The sequence below is a fragment of the Nocardia brasiliensis IFM 10847 genome, from assembly GCF_000710915.1.
Taxonomy (GTDB): domain Bacteria; phylum Actinomycetota; class Actinomycetes; order Mycobacteriales; family Mycobacteriaceae; genus Nocardia; species Nocardia brasiliensis_A.
In genome coordinates, this window is record NZ_BAUA01000159.1 from 1 (window position 1) to 17,130 (window position 17,130).

Sequence of the window (17,130 nt, forward strand, 5' to 3'; positions counted from 1 at the left end):
CGCGCACGGGTGGCCGAAGACCTGCGGGTCGCGGGTATCACGCTGGGCAACGGGCAGATCACCTGGCAGTACGAGGAGTACTTCCTGTCCCGCGGCTACGCTGTGATGTACGGGGAATCGCTCGGCTCCGGCAAGTCCACCGGCTGCCCGACCTCGGGCGCGCGCAACGAGACCATCGGCGCCCGCGCCCCGATCGACTGGCTCAACGGCCGGGCCGAGGCCAGGGACGAGCAGGGCAAGCGCGCCGTAGCCGATTGGGCCAGCGGCAAAGTCGGCATGATGGGCGTCTCCTACAACGGGACGCTACCGAACGCCGTCGCCTCGACCGGCGTGCCCGGGCTGGAGGCCATCGTGCCCATCGCCGCGATCAGCAGCTGGTACGACTACTATCGCGCCGCCGGTGCAGTGGTCGCGCCCGGCACGTACCAGGGTGAAGACACCGACGTGCTGGCCCGCTACGTCTACACCAGGGCGGACCAGAACATCTGCAAGCCGGTCATCGACCAGCTCGAACGAGACCAGGACCGGATCACCGGTGACGTGAACAAGTTCTGGGAGGAGCGCAACTACCTCAACGACGTCGGCAAGGTGCGGGCCGCGGTGCTGGCCGTGCACGGGCTCAACGACTTCAACGTCAAGACCAAGCATGTCGCGCAGTGGTATGCGGCGCTCACGAAAGCCAATATCCCGCACAAGATCTGGCTGCACCAGTCCGGCCACGTCGACCCGATCGGCCTGCGCCGGGACGAATGGCTGCGCACGGTGAACCGCTGGTTCAGCAAGTATCTGCTCGGCCAGAACAATGGGATCGATCGCGAACCCAAGGCCACCATCCAGCGTGAGGACAAGTCCTGGGTGAACGAGGCGGAGTGGCCCGCACCCGGTGCCGCCGCGGCGATCGCGCAGTTCACACCCGGTGGCCGCAGCGCGGGCGGGCTCGTGCCGGTCGGCGGGGCCAACGGTGCGCCGCCGGAATCCCTCGACGACGACGCGAGCAAGACGGCCGCCGACCTCGTCGCCGCGCCCAGTTCCCCGAATCGCCTGGCCTACTACACCAAAGCGACCAGGTCCGCGCTGCGGATAAGCGGCACAGTCGATGTCGCGTTCCGGATGACCTTCCAGCGGCCCGCGGCCAATGTCACCGCGCTGCTGGTGGATCGGGGGCCGGACGGTCGATCCCGCATCATCACCAGGGGTTGGGTGGATCCGCAGAACCGGGATTCGCTCGGCAAGACGACCCCGATCACGCCGGGCACGCAGTACTCGATCAACCTGTCCATGCAGCCGCACGACTATCTGCTGCCGAAAGGACACAAGCTGGGCGTGGTCATCCTGTCCAGTGACAACGAGTACACCCTGCGACCCAAGCCGGGCCCCGGGTTCTCGGTGAACCTCACCGAGACCAAGGTGAGCTTCCCGGTGGTCGGCGGGCAGGGCGTGTTCAACGTCGCGACCGGCTAGTCCGGTCTCGCACGGTCCGGCCTACCGCAGTGGGGTAGGCCGGACTCGTTGCGGGTCAGCCGAGTTCGGCGAGTTGCTTGACCGCAGGCGCCATGGCGTCGATCCACGCGGCGGGTGCGCCCGTGGTCGGCGTGATGATCACGGTGTGCACGCCGAGCGGGGCGTAATCGGCCATCTGCCGGACGAATTCGTCGCGGCGCGCCGGGTCCGGGCGCGGATTGTTGGCGATCACCGTGATCCGGATGTCGTCGTAGTTCCGGCCCACGTCGTCGCAATGTCTGCGCAGCACGTCGAGCTTGTGCCGGACGTCCTCCGGGGAGCTGCCGAACAGATTGCAGGCGTCCCCGTACTGTGCGACCAGGCGCAGGGTCTTGCGTTCGCCACTGCCGCCGATCAGCACCGTCGGCTTCGAGATCGGCTGCGGTGCGCAGAGCGTCTCCGCCAGTTGGTAATACGTGCCCTCGAACGGTCCGTTGTTCGCCGGATCCCACATCTGCCGGCAGATCTGCAACGCTTCTTCCAACCGCTCGAACCGTTCGCCGAGCGGCGGATACGGCACCCCGAGCCCGCGGTGTTCGCGCTCGAACCACGCGGCGCCGATGCCGAGCGCGGCCCGGCCGCCGGACAGCACGTCGAGGGTGGTGACGATCTTGGCGAGCAGTCCGGGATGGCGATAGGTCACGCCGGTGACGAGCAGGCCCAGTTCGACGGTGGAGGTGTGCGCGGCGAGGTAGCCGAGCGAGGTGTAGCCCTCCAGCATGTTCGCCTCCGCGGGCAGACCCGTCGGCTCGATCTGGAAGTAGTGATCCATGAAAGACAACCAGGTCGCGCCCGCCGCCTCCGCGGCGGCGCCGACCCTGGCGAGTTCACCGGCGATGGCAGTGGTGCCACCGTCGATATCGAAGATCGGAAGATGCAAACCGAGTTCCATGACCAGCCCCTTGTCTGTCGAAGACTCTCGGTGAGCACGCTACGACTTGGAGTGCACTCCAAGTCAAGTGTTCGCATGCGATCGCTTTTCGGCGGCGCACCAGGCCGGGCGAATTGATCGGACGAATTTCGGGACGGGTGGCGACCGTGGGCGGCATAGTCGACAGGTCACCGCGACCACTGATCGACTGGATGCTCGACTATGACCGACACTCCCACCTCGGGTGCTCGTTTCGCCCGGGTGGTCGCCGCCAGCGTGGCGGGGACGACCATCGAGTTCTACGACTTCTTCCTCTACGGGCTGGCCGCCGCGCTGGTCTTCGACAAGGTGTTCTTCCCGGCGGACGACCCCCTGGTCGGGGTGTTGCTGGCCTTGGCGACCTACGCGGTCGGATTCTTGGCGCGGCCGCTCGGTGGCGTGCTGTTCGGTCATCTCGGCGACCGGCTCGGGCGGCGGCGGACCCTATCGATCACGTTGCTGCTGATGGGCGGTGCGACCGTCGCGATCGGCTTGCTTCCGTCCTACGCCAGCATCGGCGTCGGCGCGCCCCTGCTGCTCGTGCTGCTGCGACTGGTGCAGGGCATCGCGCTCGGCGGGGAATGGGGCGGCGCGGTGTTGCTCGTGGCCGAGCACGGTTCGCCCGCCCATCGTGGTTTCTGGAGCAGCTGGCCGCAAACCGGTGGTCCGCTCGGAAACCTCTTGGCCACAGGCGTTCTCGCGGTGCTCGGGCTGGGTGTGTCGAATGCCGAATTCCAGGCCTGGGGCTGGCGGATCCCGTTCCTGCTCTCGATCGTGCTGGTGCTGGTCGGCGTCTGGCTGCGGCACGCGGTGGAGGAGTCACCGATCTTCCTGGAGGCGCAGGCGCGCGCCGAGGCTCGGTCCGGACACGCGCCGGTGCGAATCGTATTGCGCCGCTTTCGCAAACAGGTGCTCATCGCCGCGCTCGCGGACGTCGGTGAGAAGGCCACCTACTACACCTTCAGCATCTTCCTGCTGGCATACCTGACCCAGATCGTGCACGTGCCGAAAAGCACTGTGCTGTCCTCGATCACGATCGCCTCGTGCTTCCAGGCGGCTGCCATCGTGGCCGGGGGCGCGGTGGGCGACCGGTTCGGGCGACGGCCGACGAGCGTGCTGCTGGCCGGGCTGATCGCGCTCTGGGCTTTCCTCGCGCTGCCGCTGGTGGACGGAGGCCGGTGGACCGTGATCACGGTGGTGATCACCGTCGGACTCACCATGCACGGTCTGCTCACCGGCATCCAGGCGCCGTTCTTCGCCGAACTGTTCCCGAGCGAAGTCCGTTACACCGGAGCATCTTTGGGCTATCAGCTCGCCACCGTCGTCGGCGGCGCGCTCACCCCGCTGATCGGTGTCGCGCTGCTGGACCGGTACCCGTCCACCGTCCCCGTCTCGCTGCTGCTGTGCGCGATGCTGGCCTGCACCGCCACCGCATTCCTCTGGGCGGGCGAGACCCGCCGTCTGGACCTGCGCACCATCGCGCACGAAGACGACCCCACCAAGGTGGCCTAGTTGGGGGTGTCGCCCTCGTAGTCCATCTTCGCGGCCGGATCTTCGGTGGTGGCGGTCGGATCGTCGAGCGCTTCGGTTTCGGAGCTCTGGGCGTTCAGTGCTTCGTCCAGCTCACCGCGCAGACGGGTCACTGCCGCCTCGTCGCCCGCGTCGGAGGCCGTCGTGAGGTCTTGGCGTAGCTGCGCGATCGTGTCCTGGGAGACCATCAATCCTCCTGTGTTCGAGTCCGTCGTCGTTCGGCACCGCCGAATGGGTTCGGCGTGCTTGACGCTGCGTACCCGGGGTGCGGTAAAAGATGCATCGCCGCCGCGGCGAATAACCATCGATATGCCGGGTAGCACCTGATCATGGAGATAATCGTGATCATCGCGCTGGTGGTCGTGGTCGCCGCCGTGCTGCTGGTGCGCAAGCGGTCGCGCGGCAAGGACGACACCTCACTCTCGACCGGGAACCCGTCGGCCAACGAAGGCGACGACCGAATCTGACGCCTCAGAATACGAGCGTGCGCAGGGCCAGGAAGCGCAGACCGCCGACCGCGGCCATGACGGCGAGGACGGCGCCCGCCTGTGCGGTTTCGCCGAGGCCCGGTGCCCAGAAGTCCAGCCCCGCGAGGGCTGCGGTGCTGACGCCGAGGCCGAGCAGTGCCAGTCCGCCGCCCTCCCACTGCGCGGTGCACCAGGTGACGCGGCTTGCCGCGCGAAACGTGAGTCGCCGGTGCAATTCGTTCGCGATCGCTGTGCTCACCAGGGAGCCCGCGACGTTGGCGGCCAGGGGACCGCTGCCGTGCATGGCCAGGAACAGCAGCACGTAGGCGATATTGCTGGCCCCGCCGACCAGGGCGAACCGAACGAGCTGGGCCAGCGCGTGTTCGCTGCGCAGGTGCCGCAGTGCTCCGGTGAGTGCCGCCTGCCATTCCGTGCGCAGCACCAGGTACCGAGCGGCCAGCGCGGCGTACGCGCTGGTGCCGGGGAGCACCCCCGGGTGGGTGGTCTGCAGGACGGTCATGGTCTTCCGATCGCACGTAGGTCTCGCCGGGTTCCGGCGACGCCCTGACTATACGTAGATGTATACGTATATGCAAGATCGAACTGCGCGACGTGCTGTGGCAAGTACCGCGACGTGCTGTGGCAAGTACAAGGAAGTGGCAAGTACAAGGAATTCGACCAGCCCTGATCGCAAAGCTCGGTGTTGCTGAGCCGCTGCGGCCGATCGGTGCCGACTCCGATCGGCCGCAATCGGTGTCTGACCAGTGTGTTGTCAGGCGGCTTGACGCCGAAGATGTTGGGGCGCAATGTTTCGGACGGGCCAGGTGGGTAGTCGTATCAGTGGTGCACCGTTGCGCCGACCTGATATCCACGTCGAAGGACAAAGATTTTCATGAGCACACGCGACACCACCACCCTGCTGGCGCAGTTGCGCGCTGTCCGCGATCTGACCAACACCGAAATCCAGGTCGCCGAAACCCGTATCGCCCAGGCGCGTACGGACGCGGTGCGCCGGGAGTTGTCCGAGAACGCCGACAACGCCCGGGCACGCGCCGCCGCCATCGAAGCCGCGCTGCGCGAATTGGGCGGCATACCAACCAGAATCGGCCCCTTCCTCGGCCGGGCCGTCGCGGCGGTCAAGGCAATGGGCGAACAGGCGCAGCCTTTCGACGAAGCCCTGCTGGGCGATCTCACATTGGAGCATCAGCTGCTCGACCGCGCCCGCTACCTGAAGGCGCTGGCCACCACCGCCGAGCACGCCGGGATCGTGGCGTTGGCGGACCGGCTGATCGCCGCGCACTCGGCGACCGTCGACTGGCTCACCACCGTGCTGGCCGAGGACGCCCTCGGTGGCCCGGCGGCGTTGCGCCGCACGCCGTTCCAGGCGGCCGCCGGCACCGCGGTGAAGCTGGTCAACATCCCGGTGACGTGGTCTGCCCGCGGTATCGACCGGGCGCTGGACACCTTCCGCAGCGCGCCGCCCGCGCTCGAAGAACTGCTCGCCAGGGGTGCGTACGCGGGGGATGTCGCCGTGAAAACGCTTGCCGCGTCCCGCGATGCGGTCCTGGAGACCGCCGAGCAGGTCGCCCGGCGCGAAGGGGCGCGTGGTGCCGCCGAGGCCGTGCACTCTTTGCGTACCAGCACGGGCGTGCTCGAACCGGCGGAACTGCCGATCGCCGATTACGCCGACCTGAACGTGACCCAGGCCGTCGCCGCGATCAAGGAGCTGACCTCACCCGCCGACATCCGCGCGATCGTCGCCTACGAGGAAGAGCACAAGGATCGGCACGGTGTCATCTCTGCCGCGCAGACCCGGCTCGCCGCAATCGCCCAAGAGGTAACCGGCTTGAACTGATAGCCCAATTCGCCACTGGCACAGGCCGGCTCGGATTCGAGCCGGCCTGTGCGCGTCCATTCAGGAGATCCTGCCGGGACAGATCGGTCCCGCCGCGGGCATCGTGGCCGCCACCGCGGGCAGCGGCCCGGCGCAGGATCGACGGCAGCACGCCGATGAACTCGCCCTAGGTTTCCACGTCGTCGGCGCAAGCGCCGACGACGATCTGGTGCCGGCCACCGTGGACCGTTCGCGGTGGTGACCGGCGTGTCGTGCAGATTCGCCGGTCAGCCAGGCGATTCGTCCGGGCACGTCGCTTCCGGTGCCGTTCGAAGCGATACTGGATCGCGTGACCGGTGATGCGCTGCCAGCTCGAGCGAGTACGGAGGATTTCGAGCACGTGATCGGCGGGACGCCGCAGCGGGTCGGCACCTTCTGGTACTGGTTCGCCGATCAACGCTGGGAATGGTCGCCCGAAGTCGCCGAACTGCACGGATATCAGCCGGGGACCGTGCAGCCGACCACGGAACTGCTACTGGCACATCGGCATCCGGACGATTCCGAGCAGGTCGCCGCCGCGATCGCCGCCGCGGTCGAGAACAGACAGCCGTTCAGCAGCAGGCATCGCCTCGTCGACGCCACTGGCGCGGTCCGGCACGTGATGGTGGTGGGTGACCATCTGTACGACGGCGCCGGGCAGGTCATCGGCACCACCGGGTACTACGTCGACATCACCGCGACCGTCGCGACCGACAAACGGGCGGTACTCACCGAGACGCTGCCCGAGGTCGTCGAGGCCCGCGCCGCGATCGAGCAGGCCAAGGGCATGCTGATGCTGGCCTACGGCATCGATGCCGATCAAGCCTTCAATGTGCTGCGCTGGCGTTCCCAGGAGACCAATATCAAACTGCGGGCCTTGTCCGAGCAGTTCATCGCCGATGTCACCGGTTCGGGCGCGGCTCCGACCGCGCTACGCACCCGGATCGATCACGTCCTGCTGACCGCGCACCAGCGCGTGCCCAGCGCACCGGACGCCGACCTCGACCCGGTGCGTCCCGAGGGTGACGGCGTCCGCCGATGAACAACACCGATACGCGCGGCGGTTTCGTCTTGGACTCCACGGACCCGGATCGCGTCGCGCGCGGTTTCGACATCTTCCGGCACGGGTGGCTGACCGAGGTCGGCTCGGCCTTCCCGCTGCCGACGTTCAGCTCCACCACCCGAGGTGACTTCCGGGTACGGACCCGGGTCGCGAAGGTGCGCGACGTGGCCGTCACCGATCTCGACAGCATGTCCGTCATCCGCACCGCGGGCACCCCGTACGGCTACGCGGATCAGATACGGATGTACGTGGTCCGGCGCGGCACCTGGGCGCTGGGCGGCACGCCCGGTGGCGAGGAATACCGCGTGACCGGTGGACAGTTCCTGCTGCGCTCCGGTGCGCCCTTGCATTTCGGCGCGGCGCCGGACACCACAGTGCGGATCCTGACGCTGCCCTCGGCCGTGCTCGAGTCGCGGCTGCGGAATCAGAGCAGCCTCGGCTCGGTGGATTCGGCCGAGATGCGCCTGCTGATGGCGCACACGACCATGGTCCAGGAGACCGTGACCGTGCTCGGCCCCGCGGGTGTGCACGCGGCGCACGACGCCCTGCTGGAGCTCGCCCGGGCCGTGCTGGTGGGGCGGTTCGACGACGCGGAGGCCGAGCTCCGGCCCGCGCTCGTCCGTGCGGCCAAGGACCTCGCAGACCGTCGCCTCACCAATGCGGACCTGTGTCCCGCGATGTTGGCGCGGGAACTCAATGTCTCGGTGCGCACGTTGCAACGCGCCTTCACCGAGGCGGGGGAGCCCGCGGCGACCTACATCCGGCACCGGCGACTGGACGCGGCGCGGCGTGCGCTCACGCGCCCCGGCCGCCGGCCGACCATCGCGGAAGTCGCTGCGCGCTGGCACTTTTCGGACAGCAGCCACTTCGTCCGCGCGTTCAAGAAGCGCTACGGCCGGACTCCGGTCGAATACGCCCGCTCAGTGGGGGACGCCGGTTGCTGACGGTGCAGGGGTCAGCTGGCCGCGCGGTCCGGTGAGGTCGGCGACGCCCAGACACGCGTCGCCGCGAAAGACGCCGAGTTCGTAGTGCACGGTATCGGCCTCGAAAGAGCTGACCGCGACACCGATTTCATAATCCCCGGGATAGGTGACCTCGCCGATGTAGTCGATACGGTGCGCCGTCGGCGCCAGATCGGGCACCAGGCCCGCCGCGCCGAGCGCCGTGGCCGTGAACGCGGCGACCGCCTCGTCGTACCAGGTCGCCAGGACGATGGCGTTGACGTGCTGATTGATGTCGACGTCGGCGATCCGTGCCCGCAGGGGCGCGAAAAACGAGTAGTGGCCACGGGTTCGGCGCTCGACCGCCGGCCGAGCGGGCGCCGGTTCGGTCGAACCCGGGAGGGACAGCTCCGTGAGATCGGCGATCATCTCCTCCGGCAGTGCGAGCGGTCCCGCGTGGCCGAGCAGCAGGATCGTCGCCCCGCCGCGACCTACCTGCTCGGCGCCCGCGAACACCGCTTGCTCGTAGGTGAACGACGACCGGCCGAACCGCCGGATTCCGGTGTGCACCGTGATATCCGGGTCCGAGAGGCGCACGGGCGCGAGCCGTTCGGCACGCTCGCCGACGAGCACGATCTGGAAGGGACCGAACGCACCGGAGTGCACCAGTCGCTCGAATCGAGGCAATCGCAGCCGTCTGCGGGCCTCCAGCAGCCACTGCGCCAGCGCGGTTGTGCTCGCGGTGCCGTCTCGGCCTAGATCGGCCTGCCGCGGTTGGATATCGCACTGGACCGGATACCGGGAAACTTCGACAGAGCTCATGCACGGGACCTTAGAGCGGTGCGCTGGCCCAATGCCATCGCAAAAGGCCTGGTGGCGGGAACGTTCCAGCGGATTGGCGCGGATCTACCGGGCAGTGTCCGAAGGCGCTCGGGCGGCGGTGCGCCGGGTCCATTGCTCGATCGCGTGCTGGAACGCTTCGTTCACCAGCAGCAGGAGTTCGGTCGAGGCGACGAACCGGGCCCCCGCCGGGGTGTCGACGCCGAGAATCTCTGCGGTGCGCCGGGATTCGGCGGCGAGGGCCTCGTTCATCTGCCGCGTCGCGTGCAGGTTGCGCAGCCAGAGGTCATCGTCGATGACATAGCGCTCGCGGCGTCCACCGGGCACTCGTTCGCGCCGGAGCATGCCCAGTTGTTCGAGGAAGGCGACGGCGTGCGAGATGGACGCCGGACTCACCTGGAGGAGCTGGACCAACTCGGCGGCGGTACGCGCGCCGGAGTCGGTGAAGTGCAGGCAGGCCAGCACGCGCGCCTCCATCCGAGCGAGGCCCTGGCCGACCAGCAGCGCGGTGAAGGAGTCGGCGGCGTCCTGGACCTGCTGCGGGTCGCGGCCGTAATCGCTGTCCGGGAGGGGGCGCGTCGTCGGCTGCGGTCGCTTCTGCCGGCGCGCACGCTGACGGGTCTCCTCTTCCGCCCGATCCGCGCGGTAGCCGTCGGCGCCGCCGTTGCGGGTGACCTCGCGCATGATGGTCGAGGCGGGCCGGCCCAGTCGTCGGCCGATCTCCGCGTAGCCGAGTCCCTCGGCCAGGCCGGTGGATATGCGCTGGCGATCTTCGTTGCTGAGCCTGCCTCCGGGCATACGGTCCCGATCTCCTCGGTGTGTCGGTGGGCGAGGCCCGCCGCTGGCTGCCCAAGTATGTCGCCTTCCGGACCTCATTGCAAAGAAGGTGAGCGAGGCGCATTGCGTTCATCCTCAATGTCATTGCAATGGAGCATAGAACTTCGAGTTGAATCGCCGTTTCTATTGCAAATTCAATGTTGACGAATCTCTGAACGCAATGTACGGTCGACGATGTTCAGAGATTTCCGAACATGGGATCTCGAAGCGCAGACAAACGCACCGAGGAGATTTTGATGAGGACCATGACCGCGCAGCACTCGACCGCCGACTCGACCTGGACCGGCCTGGTGCCGGTCGAGGACACCGCACTCGCGGTGACCGACACGGGTGGTTCGGGCCCGGTCATCCTTTACCTGAACGGCGCCTACGCCGATCAGCGCCCGTGGCGGCCGGTGATCGCCGATCTCGGTACCGGATACCGGCACATCAGCTACGACATGCGGGCGCGCGGCAAGTCGCGGCAGTCCGCGGACTACACCTTCGAGGCCTGCCTGCGCGATGTCGACGCCGTACTCGCCGCACGCGGCGTGGATCGGGCGATCCTGGTGGGCTGGTCCTACGGTGCGACCCTCGCGGCGCATTGGGCGGCACGGAATCCGGAGCGTGCGCTCGGCGTGGTGTCGGTGGACGGTGCGATGCCGTACGGGCTGACCGGCGCCGAGGGGCAGGAGCGGATTCGGAAGTTGTTCCGCCGCATGCGTTTTCTGCTGCCGCTGGCGCGTCCGTTCGGCATGGCGGCGCGGATGAGCGCGGCCGAGCACGCCGAGGTCAACATCGAGATCAACGAGATCGTCGCGGCGATCGCACCGGTGCTCGATCAGGTGCACTGCCCCGTGCGCTACGTCCTGGCCACAGGGGCGAGCCTCGGCGGCGGCGAGGAGGAGATGGAAGCGGTGCGCGCCTCCCTCGATCCGGTGCTCGCGCGCAACCCGCACATCCAGGTCAGTGCGAAGGTCGCGAGCAACCATTCCCACATCCTGCGCAAGGACTTTCGCGCCGTCGCCGCGGCCGTGCGCGAGGCCGAGTCGGCTCAGCAGCCGACGCGTCGTTGATCGACCGGCGTACGAGGAACGCCCATGCTGGAGCGGCACGAGTTGGAGGCTTTCCTCACGCTGGCCGAAGAGTTGCACTTCGGCAGGACCGCCGGGCGTCTGCGGGTGACCACCAGCCGGATCAGCCAGACCATCGGCAGACTCGAACGCCGGATAGGCAGCGCGCTTTTCGAGCGCAACAGTCGCACGGTCGCCCTCACTCCGCTGGGCAGACAGCTGCGCGACGACTTGCGTCCCGCGTACGAGCAGATCACCGCGAGCGTCCTGGCCGCCAGCCGGGGCGGTAGCGTCGAACGGACCATCACGGCCGGTTTCTCGACGCCATGGTGCGGGAACCTGCTCGTGCGCGCGGCCGATCCGTTCCGTCTCCGCTACCCCGGCGCCCGCGTCGGCATCGAAGAGATCCAGCTGACCGACCCACTCCGCCGGATGCGTTCGGGCGCAGTCGATCTCCAACTCACCGAATTCCCGATCGCCGAACCCGACATCATGACCGGGGCGGTCGTCTTCACCGAACCGCGCGGGCTGATGGTGCCCGAGCGGCATCCCCTCGCGGCGGCGGAATCGGTGTCGGTGGAAGACCTCGCCGACACGTTGCTGATCACCCTCGCGGATGAATCGGTCCCGCGCTACTGGATGGACTGCCACTTTCCCCGCCGGACTCCCGCGGGCCGGCCGATTCCGCAGGGACCCGCGACGACCTTCTGGGCAGAGGTGCTCGTGCTCGTCAGCCAGGGTATCGGCGTCAGTACCGTCGCCCTGCGCGCGGAACGGTTCCACTCGCACCCGGGGATCGTGTTCGTCCCCTTCCGGGACACGCCCGCCATCGAATACGGGCTGATGTGGCCGCGTGCCGGACAGCACCCGCTGGTGCCGCCATTCCTCGAAACCATCTCCGAGGCAGCGCTTTCGGCGTGAGCCGCCGCGTCGGTGATCGTTTAGCCGCGCTACATCCGGCGTTGCCGACTCGTCGCTTGTTGCGTCTGGCGCAGGCTGTTGAGATTCGTGGTGCCGCTGAAATTGTTTGCTGAGAAAGGCACGAATGGTGCAGACCATCACCACGCCCGGAGGCGTAGACATCGCCTTCGATCGGATCGTCGGCGGTAGCGCCGGAACGGTCATCTTGATCGGTGGCGCGTTCAGCTATCGGAAGTTTCCGAAACTGGTCGAGCTGGCCGAGATCTTGGCGCAACAGTATGGGTTGACGGTCGTGAATTACGACCGGCGCGGACGCGGCGACAGCACCGACTCGCCCGGTGTCTACAGCGTAGCGAACGAGATCGACGACCTCGCCGCGCTCATCGAGGCGGTCGGCGGCCGCGCGGCGGTGTTCGGGTGGTCGTCGGGCGCGGGCCTGGCGCTGCTCGCTGCCGCCTCCGGGCGGGTGCGCGGCATCACGAAAGTGGTGGCCTACGAACCGCCCTTCGTCACCGACAAGGAAAACTTCGTCCCCCCAGCGGATCTGGCAGCAAGGCTACACGAGATGATCGCTGCGGACCGCCGCGCGGAGGTGGTGCGCTACTACATGACCAAAGGCATGGGCATGCCGTGGCTGCTCGCCGCGGTCATGCGATTCACCCCGTTCTGGAAGGCCCTGTTGGCCACCGCTCCCGCCACGGCCCACGATTGGGCGATCATGGGCCCGTACATGCGTGGTGAGGCGCTGCGGCCCACCGAGTGGGCGAGCGTCGAGGTGCCGACCCTGGTCATCTCGGGCACCAAGAGTGGAGCTTTGCTGCGGTCGGCCGCCCGTGCCATTACCGCCGTGCTTCCGAACGCGCGGCACGAGGAAGTGGCGAAACTGAGCCACGATCCGAAAATCGCTCTCCTGGCACCGGTTTCCGGCGCCTTCCTCGTCGGCGCGGATCACTTCGCGGCCTGACGCCCAGCAATCTCGAAGAGGATCACCCATGCGAATTCGCATCGTGTCATTGGCCGCCTCCAGCGCCCTGGTCCTGTCCGCAGTGCTGCTCACCGGCTGCGGCGGTACCGACAACACCGACGGCGCGGTTGCGTCGGAAACACGTTCTGCCGCAGATGATCCGGTGTCTGCCGACGGCAAGGGCCGGTATGCCGAGATCAACGGCGGGCGGCTGTACTACGAGACCCACGGCACCGGACAGCCGTTGATCCTGTTGCACGGTGGGCTCGCCACCGCTGAATCCACCTTCGGCACCTACGTGCCCGAGCTGTCCAAGACGCGCCAGGTGATCTCGGTGGACCTGCAAGCCCACGGTCACACTCCCGATCGCGAGCGAGAGTTGAGTTATGAGTCACTGGCCGATGACATTTCGGCGCTGATCACTCATTTGGATCTCGGCAGGACAGATTTGTTCGGCTACTCACTGGGCGGCGGCGTCGCCATGCAGGTCGCGGCGCGCCGACCGGATCTGGTCGGCCGTCTCGCCATCGCGTCCGCCCCGTACCGCTCCGACGGCTGGCTGCCCGAGACCCGAGCCGGGATGGCCGCGATGAATCCCGAAGCGCTGCGCGAGACTCCGCTTTACCAGCTGTACAGCGGGGTCGCTCCGGACCCGGCGGGGTGGCCGGGCCTGGTCACCAAAACCAGGCAGATGCTCACTCGAGACTACGACTGGACCGCGCAACTCCCGAAAATTCAAGCATCCGCCCTCATCCTCACCGCGGAATCCGATGCCCTGTATCGCGAGCACACCACCGACCTCGTCGCCCGGCTCAACGCCGGAAAAGGCGCGCGCCTCGAAATAGTCCCGGGCACAACCCACTACGACATCATGTACCGCCCAGATCTACTCGTGCCGCTACTCACCTCGTTTCTCGATTCGGCACCGGTTCGATAGCCGGACAGCCGCTAGCCGGTCACGAGGATCGGCCTGGCGGTCCGGATTGCAGGCTGCACCGGCCGTCGGCGCAGACCCGTTGCAGGCGTCCCCGCGACAGCGTCTGCGCCAGGCCGATCGCCCAGCAGGTGGGGCAGCCGCGCAGTGCCACCAGGCCCGGGACGATGAGAAGCAGGCCGATCCAGCCGAGGATCGGCAGCAGTGCCATCGAGGCGGTGAGGAAGCCGAAACCGATGGCGCCCTTGGCCAGGTGGACCGGCAGGGATCTGCTGGCGAACGATGGTGCGTCGGTGTTCAACTCGGTTCACTCCCCTCGACGACGGACAGATGCGCCCGCACCGCCGCCCGGGCACGATGCAGCCGCGACTTCATCGCCGCCGCGCTGAGCCCGAGCGACGCGGCGACCGTCTTCCCCGGTAGCCCCTGGATGTCCCGCATGATCAGAACGCGACGCTGATCCTCGGGGAGCAAGGCCACGGCGGCCGCCACCCGTTCGATCTCCAGCCTGCTCAGCACGTCGTCCTCGGCCGAGGGCGAAAGCTCCTCCGCCCTCGGCGCAGTGCGGCGCGTGAACAGCTGGGCCCGGCGCAGGCATTCGTTTCGCACGATCCGGAACACCCAGGACGCGAGCGCCGTGGTCGCGCGCAGCGTGCCGATCTTGCGGAACAGCACGATGACCGCTTCCTGCGCCGCGTCCTCCGCGTCCTGACTGCTCGCGCACAGGGACGTCGCGAACCGCCGGATATGCGGATACGCACCGGAAACCAGTGCGGTGATGGCGGTTTCATCGCCGTGCTGGGCCGCCAGCACCAGCTGGTCGCCGGGCCACGTAGCCGTTTCACTCATGCCTGTCCGACCTTCCACGCCACCGCAGCACCGCCACACAGCTGCACACCGACACCGCCGCCAGCACGGCGACCACGATCACTGTCATCGATCCTCCTCGACACCGGCCCTTTCGGCCGCTCCTACATAAGAGCGACCGAGGCGGAAAAAGGATTCGGCGACACCAGCCCCGATGTCGTCGCGGTGCGCGGACGGTCAGTTCTGGCGGGCCAGACCATAGATCAACTCCGCGAGGTTCCCGGCCACGAGGCGGCGCAGTGCGGCGATCCGGGTGCGGTGATGGTGGTTTTCGGCGTAGGTGAACTCGATGCTCAGGCGACCTCGGAAGGTGTAGACGAAGTAGCTGAGCTCCGGGACGGAATCACCGGTGACGAAGCCACGGAAGTCGACCACCTCCATCCCTTCCGGGCACTCCAGCGCGGGCACGACGCCCCAGTTGGTGAGGATGTTGACGGCGGTGTCCGGTGTGCTCTGCCCGCTGCGGGCCGCGGCGAACATGGTGGCCAGCGCGGTGCCGCTGTCGATGCCGTACACGATCTGCGCCTTCACCTCTTTGCCGAGGGTGAGCAGGTCGGCCTCCGGTCCGCACAGGGTGACGGTGGGCGCGTACCCGAGACCGTTGCTGGTGTCGGTGACCGGAGCCGGCGGTGTCAGGTGCGGGCGCAGGTCGACGGCATGTCCGATGATCATGGGCAGCTCGTCTTCGGGTGCGGCGCCGGAAGTTTCGGCGATCATTGCCCGCTCGGCCCGGATCACCGCGGCGCTGAGCAGCGCGTGCACCGTCGTGCCCTGCGCTCGGGCGAGGCGGAGCAGCGCGCCGGTGTCCCTGTCCGACAGCGTGATCCGCTCTTCGGTGGCGAGGCGCAGCCCCGGTCGGCCGAGTGTCTCCGTCGGCGTGAAGCGGTAGAGGCCATTGGGTGCGGGCAGTGCTACGTCGGGGACGGGAATCCCACGCTCGTGGAGTAATTCCTCCAGCCTGCGGGGCAGGACCGGGGCGGGGTCCGCGAGTGCCCCGGCGGCGAGTGCGGTGGCCGTCCGCCAGAGTTCGGTGAGGAGTTCGAATCCCAGGTGCGCGTCGCCGATGGCGTGGGATACGCGCAGTGCGACCGCAGTGGTCGCGCCGGCGTGCACGATCTCCAGGGTCGCCAGCCGAACTGCCGGATCGACTGTGTCGAGCCCGCGTGCGAGCCACTCGGCGACGCTGCTGTGCACCGTCTCGGTGACGGCGTCGTCGTGGTCGCTATCGATAACGTGGACGTAGCAGTCGCCAGCGTCCGAGCGGAGCCGCCCGCACAGCATCGGATAGCGACGGCACGTGTGCGCGAAGGCCCGCCGCAGTAGGTCGGTGTCGACCACGCCCGCACAGATCGCCACGTATGAGACGGTGAGTCTGTTCGGTGCGAAGTTCTGGTCGATGGCGCCGATTCGGTATTTCACGAGGTTCTCCTCAGGGGTCGGTTCATGAGATTCACGGCACCAGGACGGCCTGTGCGCCGCGCAGAACGTGCGCGGTGCAGGGCCGGGCATCCAGTGATGTGCCGTCGACGATCGCGCTGCCCGCCGGACACCACACGGACACGGCGGCAGCTTGGTGGTAGGTGACGGCGGGGTGAGCGACCGCCCGGCCGGCGGCCAGCGCGGCCAGCACACGGAGTGTCTGTCCGCGCGGCGCGGAGCCGATCACGGTGACGTCGAGCAGACCGTCGTCGAGCCGCGCGTCGGGGCAGATCCGCTTGCCGCCGGTGCGGCCGATATTGCCCACGGTCACGAGCGACGCCTCGGTGTCGATTACCGTTGACGTGGAAAGGTCAGTACCACAAGCTAATTCGATCCTTACCGGTTGTGCGGAGGGTGCCAGCAGCGCCGCGGGAAGGCCGGGGGACCACGGCCGATACGGGCGCTCCAGCAGCCGGGTGTCGGACCCGATGTGCACGGCGGTGGTGAACATGGTGGGCGCGGCTGGTGCAGTGCCGGCCACTCCCACGTCGATCTCGCGGAGCTGTCCGGCCAGTACGACCTCGGCCGCCGCCCGCGGGTCGCTCAGCGGTATGCCGAGTGCTGCGGCGAGATCGTCCCGGTGCCCGGTCGGCAGCACGCCGAGCGCGACCCCGGTGCCGGAGATAGCTTGCAGGACAAGTGATATCAGGTCGTCACCACCTGCGCAGGCGATGACCTCCGGACGGTCGGGCCGGCTGAGCCGCTCGCGTATCAGGTCGATCGTCGTCGCGGGAGTGGTGCCGCGCAGTTGACGGACCCGGGCGCCGCGGGCGGCGAGGTGGTGCGCCGCCGTGACGGCCGTGCGCAGCCCTCGTCCGCGCGCACTGCACGGATACCCGATCACATCGATGGTCTTGCTGCCGATAGTGGCGGCGAAAGGCATGGTGAACTGCTCCGATCGGACCGGGGAACGTGCTGTCGATCCGATCTTGGGCGGTGTGCTCGAGCTGGC

At 68.0% G+C, this 17,130-nt stretch carries 20 protein-coding genes; 11 read left to right on the forward strand and 9 right to left on the reverse strand.

Annotated features, from left to right (window positions below; genetic code table 11):
* A partial coding sequence (locus tag NBRGI_RS30785; protein WP_036561595.1) for a Xaa-Pro dipeptidyl-peptidase occupies window positions 1–1,461 on the forward strand: 1,461 nt, incomplete at its 5' end.
* Window positions 1,462–1,516: 55 nt separating this feature from the next.
* On the opposite strand, the gene NBRGI_RS30790 is transcribed toward NBRGI_RS30785, so the two are convergent.
* A complete protein-coding gene (locus NBRGI_RS30790) occupies window positions 1,517–2,392 on the reverse strand; it encodes an LLM class F420-dependent oxidoreductase (protein WP_029900699.1) in 876 nt (291 codons plus the stop codon).
* A 201-nt stretch (window positions 2,393–2,593) separates the two neighbouring features.
* Here NBRGI_RS30790 and NBRGI_RS30795 point away from each other — a divergent pair, with 201 nt between their 5' ends.
* Complete coding sequence (locus NBRGI_RS30795; protein WP_029900700.1) at window positions 2,594–3,922, forward strand: MFS transporter; 1,329 nt, start codon at window positions 2,594–2,596, stop codon at window positions 3,920–3,922.
* Here NBRGI_RS30795 and NBRGI_RS30800 read toward each other — a convergent pair.
* The gene (locus NBRGI_RS30800) at window positions 3,919–4,128 is read right to left on the reverse strand and encodes a hypothetical protein (protein WP_029900701.1); all 210 of its coding nucleotides are present in this window, start codon (window positions 4,126–4,128) and stop codon (window positions 3,919–3,921) included. The genes NBRGI_RS30795 and NBRGI_RS30800 overlap by 4 nt on opposite strands.
* A 141-nt stretch (window positions 4,129–4,269) precedes the next feature.
* Between NBRGI_RS30800 and NBRGI_RS48275 the strand changes: the two genes are divergently transcribed.
* Window positions 4,270–4,407, forward strand: coding sequence for a hypothetical protein (locus NBRGI_RS48275; RefSeq protein ID WP_158439946.1), 138 nt, complete (start codon window positions 4,270–4,272; stop codon window positions 4,405–4,407).
* Between the two features lie 4 nt (window positions 4,408–4,411).
* Here the strand turns inward: NBRGI_RS48275 and NBRGI_RS30810 are convergent, their stop codons facing one another.
* Window positions 4,412–4,927, reverse strand: a complete 516-nt coding sequence (locus NBRGI_RS30810; protein WP_029900702.1) for a GtrA family protein — start codon at window positions 4,925–4,927, stop codon at window positions 4,412–4,414.
* 372 nt (window positions 4,928–5,299) lie between these two features.
* On the opposite strand from NBRGI_RS30810, the gene NBRGI_RS30815 reads away from it, so the two are divergent.
* From NBRGI_RS30815 to NBRGI_RS30830, 4 genes are all read left to right on the forward strand, one after another.
* Window positions 5,300–6,262 (forward strand): hypothetical protein, encoded by a 963-nt coding sequence (locus NBRGI_RS30815; protein WP_029900703.1) that lies wholly within the window; start codon window positions 5,300–5,302, stop codon window positions 6,260–6,262.
* Window positions 6,263–6,365: 103 nt separating this feature from the next.
* The gene (locus NBRGI_RS48280; protein WP_158439948.1) at window positions 6,366–6,503 is read left to right on the forward strand and encodes a hypothetical protein; all 138 of its coding nucleotides are present in this window, start codon (window positions 6,366–6,368) and stop codon (window positions 6,501–6,503) included.
* An 87-nt stretch (window positions 6,504–6,590) separates the two neighbouring features.
* Entirely contained in the window at window positions 6,591–7,322 is a 732-nt protein-coding gene (locus NBRGI_RS30825) for a PAS and ANTAR domain-containing protein (protein ID WP_200882250.1), read from the forward strand.
* Window positions 7,319–8,287: a helix-turn-helix domain-containing protein gene (locus tag NBRGI_RS30830; RefSeq protein WP_029900705.1), complete on the forward strand. Its 969-nt coding sequence runs from the start codon at window positions 7,319–7,321 to the stop codon at window positions 8,285–8,287. The genes NBRGI_RS30825 and NBRGI_RS30830 overlap by 4 nt, the downstream gene beginning before the upstream one ends.
* Here NBRGI_RS30830 and NBRGI_RS30835 read toward each other — a convergent pair.
* Window positions 8,264–9,106: a hypothetical protein gene (locus NBRGI_RS30835; RefSeq protein WP_029900706.1), complete on the reverse strand. Its 843-nt coding sequence runs from the start codon at window positions 9,104–9,106 to the stop codon at window positions 8,264–8,266. The genes NBRGI_RS30830 and NBRGI_RS30835 overlap by 24 nt on opposite strands.
* A gap of 84 nt (window positions 9,107–9,190) precedes the next feature.
* On the reverse strand, window positions 9,191–9,922 hold the full coding sequence (locus NBRGI_RS30840) for a GbsR/MarR family transcriptional regulator (protein WP_029900707.1): 732 nt from the start codon (window positions 9,920–9,922) through the stop codon (window positions 9,191–9,193).
* A gap of 275 nt (window positions 9,923–10,197) precedes the next feature.
* Here NBRGI_RS30840 and NBRGI_RS30845 point away from each other — a divergent pair, with 275 nt between their 5' ends.
* The 4 genes from NBRGI_RS30845 to NBRGI_RS30860 all read left to right on the forward strand — a co-directional run bounded on the left by NBRGI_RS30845 (window position 10,198) and on the right by NBRGI_RS30860 (window position 13,835).
* Entirely contained in the window at window positions 10,198–11,016 is an 819-nt protein-coding gene (locus NBRGI_RS30845; protein WP_370627869.1) for an alpha/beta fold hydrolase, read from the forward strand.
* 24 nt (window positions 11,017–11,040) lie between these two features.
* A complete protein-coding gene (locus NBRGI_RS30850; protein ID WP_029900709.1) occupies window positions 11,041–11,934 on the forward strand; it encodes a LysR family transcriptional regulator in 894 nt (297 codons plus the stop codon).
* A 124-nt stretch (window positions 11,935–12,058) separates the two neighbouring features.
* Complete coding sequence (locus NBRGI_RS30855) at window positions 12,059–12,898, forward strand: alpha/beta fold hydrolase (RefSeq protein ID WP_029900710.1); 840 nt, start codon at window positions 12,059–12,061, stop codon at window positions 12,896–12,898.
* A gap of 28 nt (window positions 12,899–12,926) precedes the next feature.
* Window positions 12,927–13,835, forward strand: a complete 909-nt coding sequence (locus tag NBRGI_RS30860; protein WP_081878304.1) for an alpha/beta fold hydrolase — start codon at window positions 12,927–12,929, stop codon at window positions 13,833–13,835.
* 19 nt (window positions 13,836–13,854) lie between these two features.
* Here the strand turns inward: NBRGI_RS30860 and NBRGI_RS30865 are convergent, their stop codons facing one another.
* The 4 genes from NBRGI_RS30865 to NBRGI_RS30880 form a co-directional block, all read right to left on the reverse strand.
* The gene (locus tag NBRGI_RS30865) at window positions 13,855–14,133 is read right to left on the reverse strand and encodes a hypothetical protein (RefSeq protein ID WP_036561599.1); all 279 of its coding nucleotides are present in this window, start codon (window positions 14,131–14,133) and stop codon (window positions 13,855–13,857) included.
* Complete coding sequence (locus tag NBRGI_RS30870) at window positions 14,130–14,681, reverse strand: RNA polymerase sigma factor (protein ID WP_029900713.1); 552 nt, start codon at window positions 14,679–14,681, stop codon at window positions 14,130–14,132. Before NBRGI_RS30870 ends, NBRGI_RS30865 begins: the two co-directional genes overlap by 4 nt.
* 195 nt (window positions 14,682–14,876) lie before the next feature.
* Complete coding sequence (locus NBRGI_RS30875) at window positions 14,877–16,118, reverse strand: phthiocerol/phthiodiolone dimycocerosyl transferase family protein (protein ID WP_029900714.1); 1,242 nt, start codon at window positions 16,116–16,118, stop codon at window positions 14,877–14,879.
* A gap of 31 nt (window positions 16,119–16,149) precedes the next feature.
* Window positions 16,150–17,061 (reverse strand): diacylglycerol/lipid kinase family protein, encoded by a 912-nt coding sequence (locus NBRGI_RS30880; RefSeq protein ID WP_051728161.1) that lies wholly within the window; start codon window positions 17,059–17,061, stop codon window positions 16,150–16,152.
* Window positions 17,062–17,130: the final 69 nt, after the last annotated feature.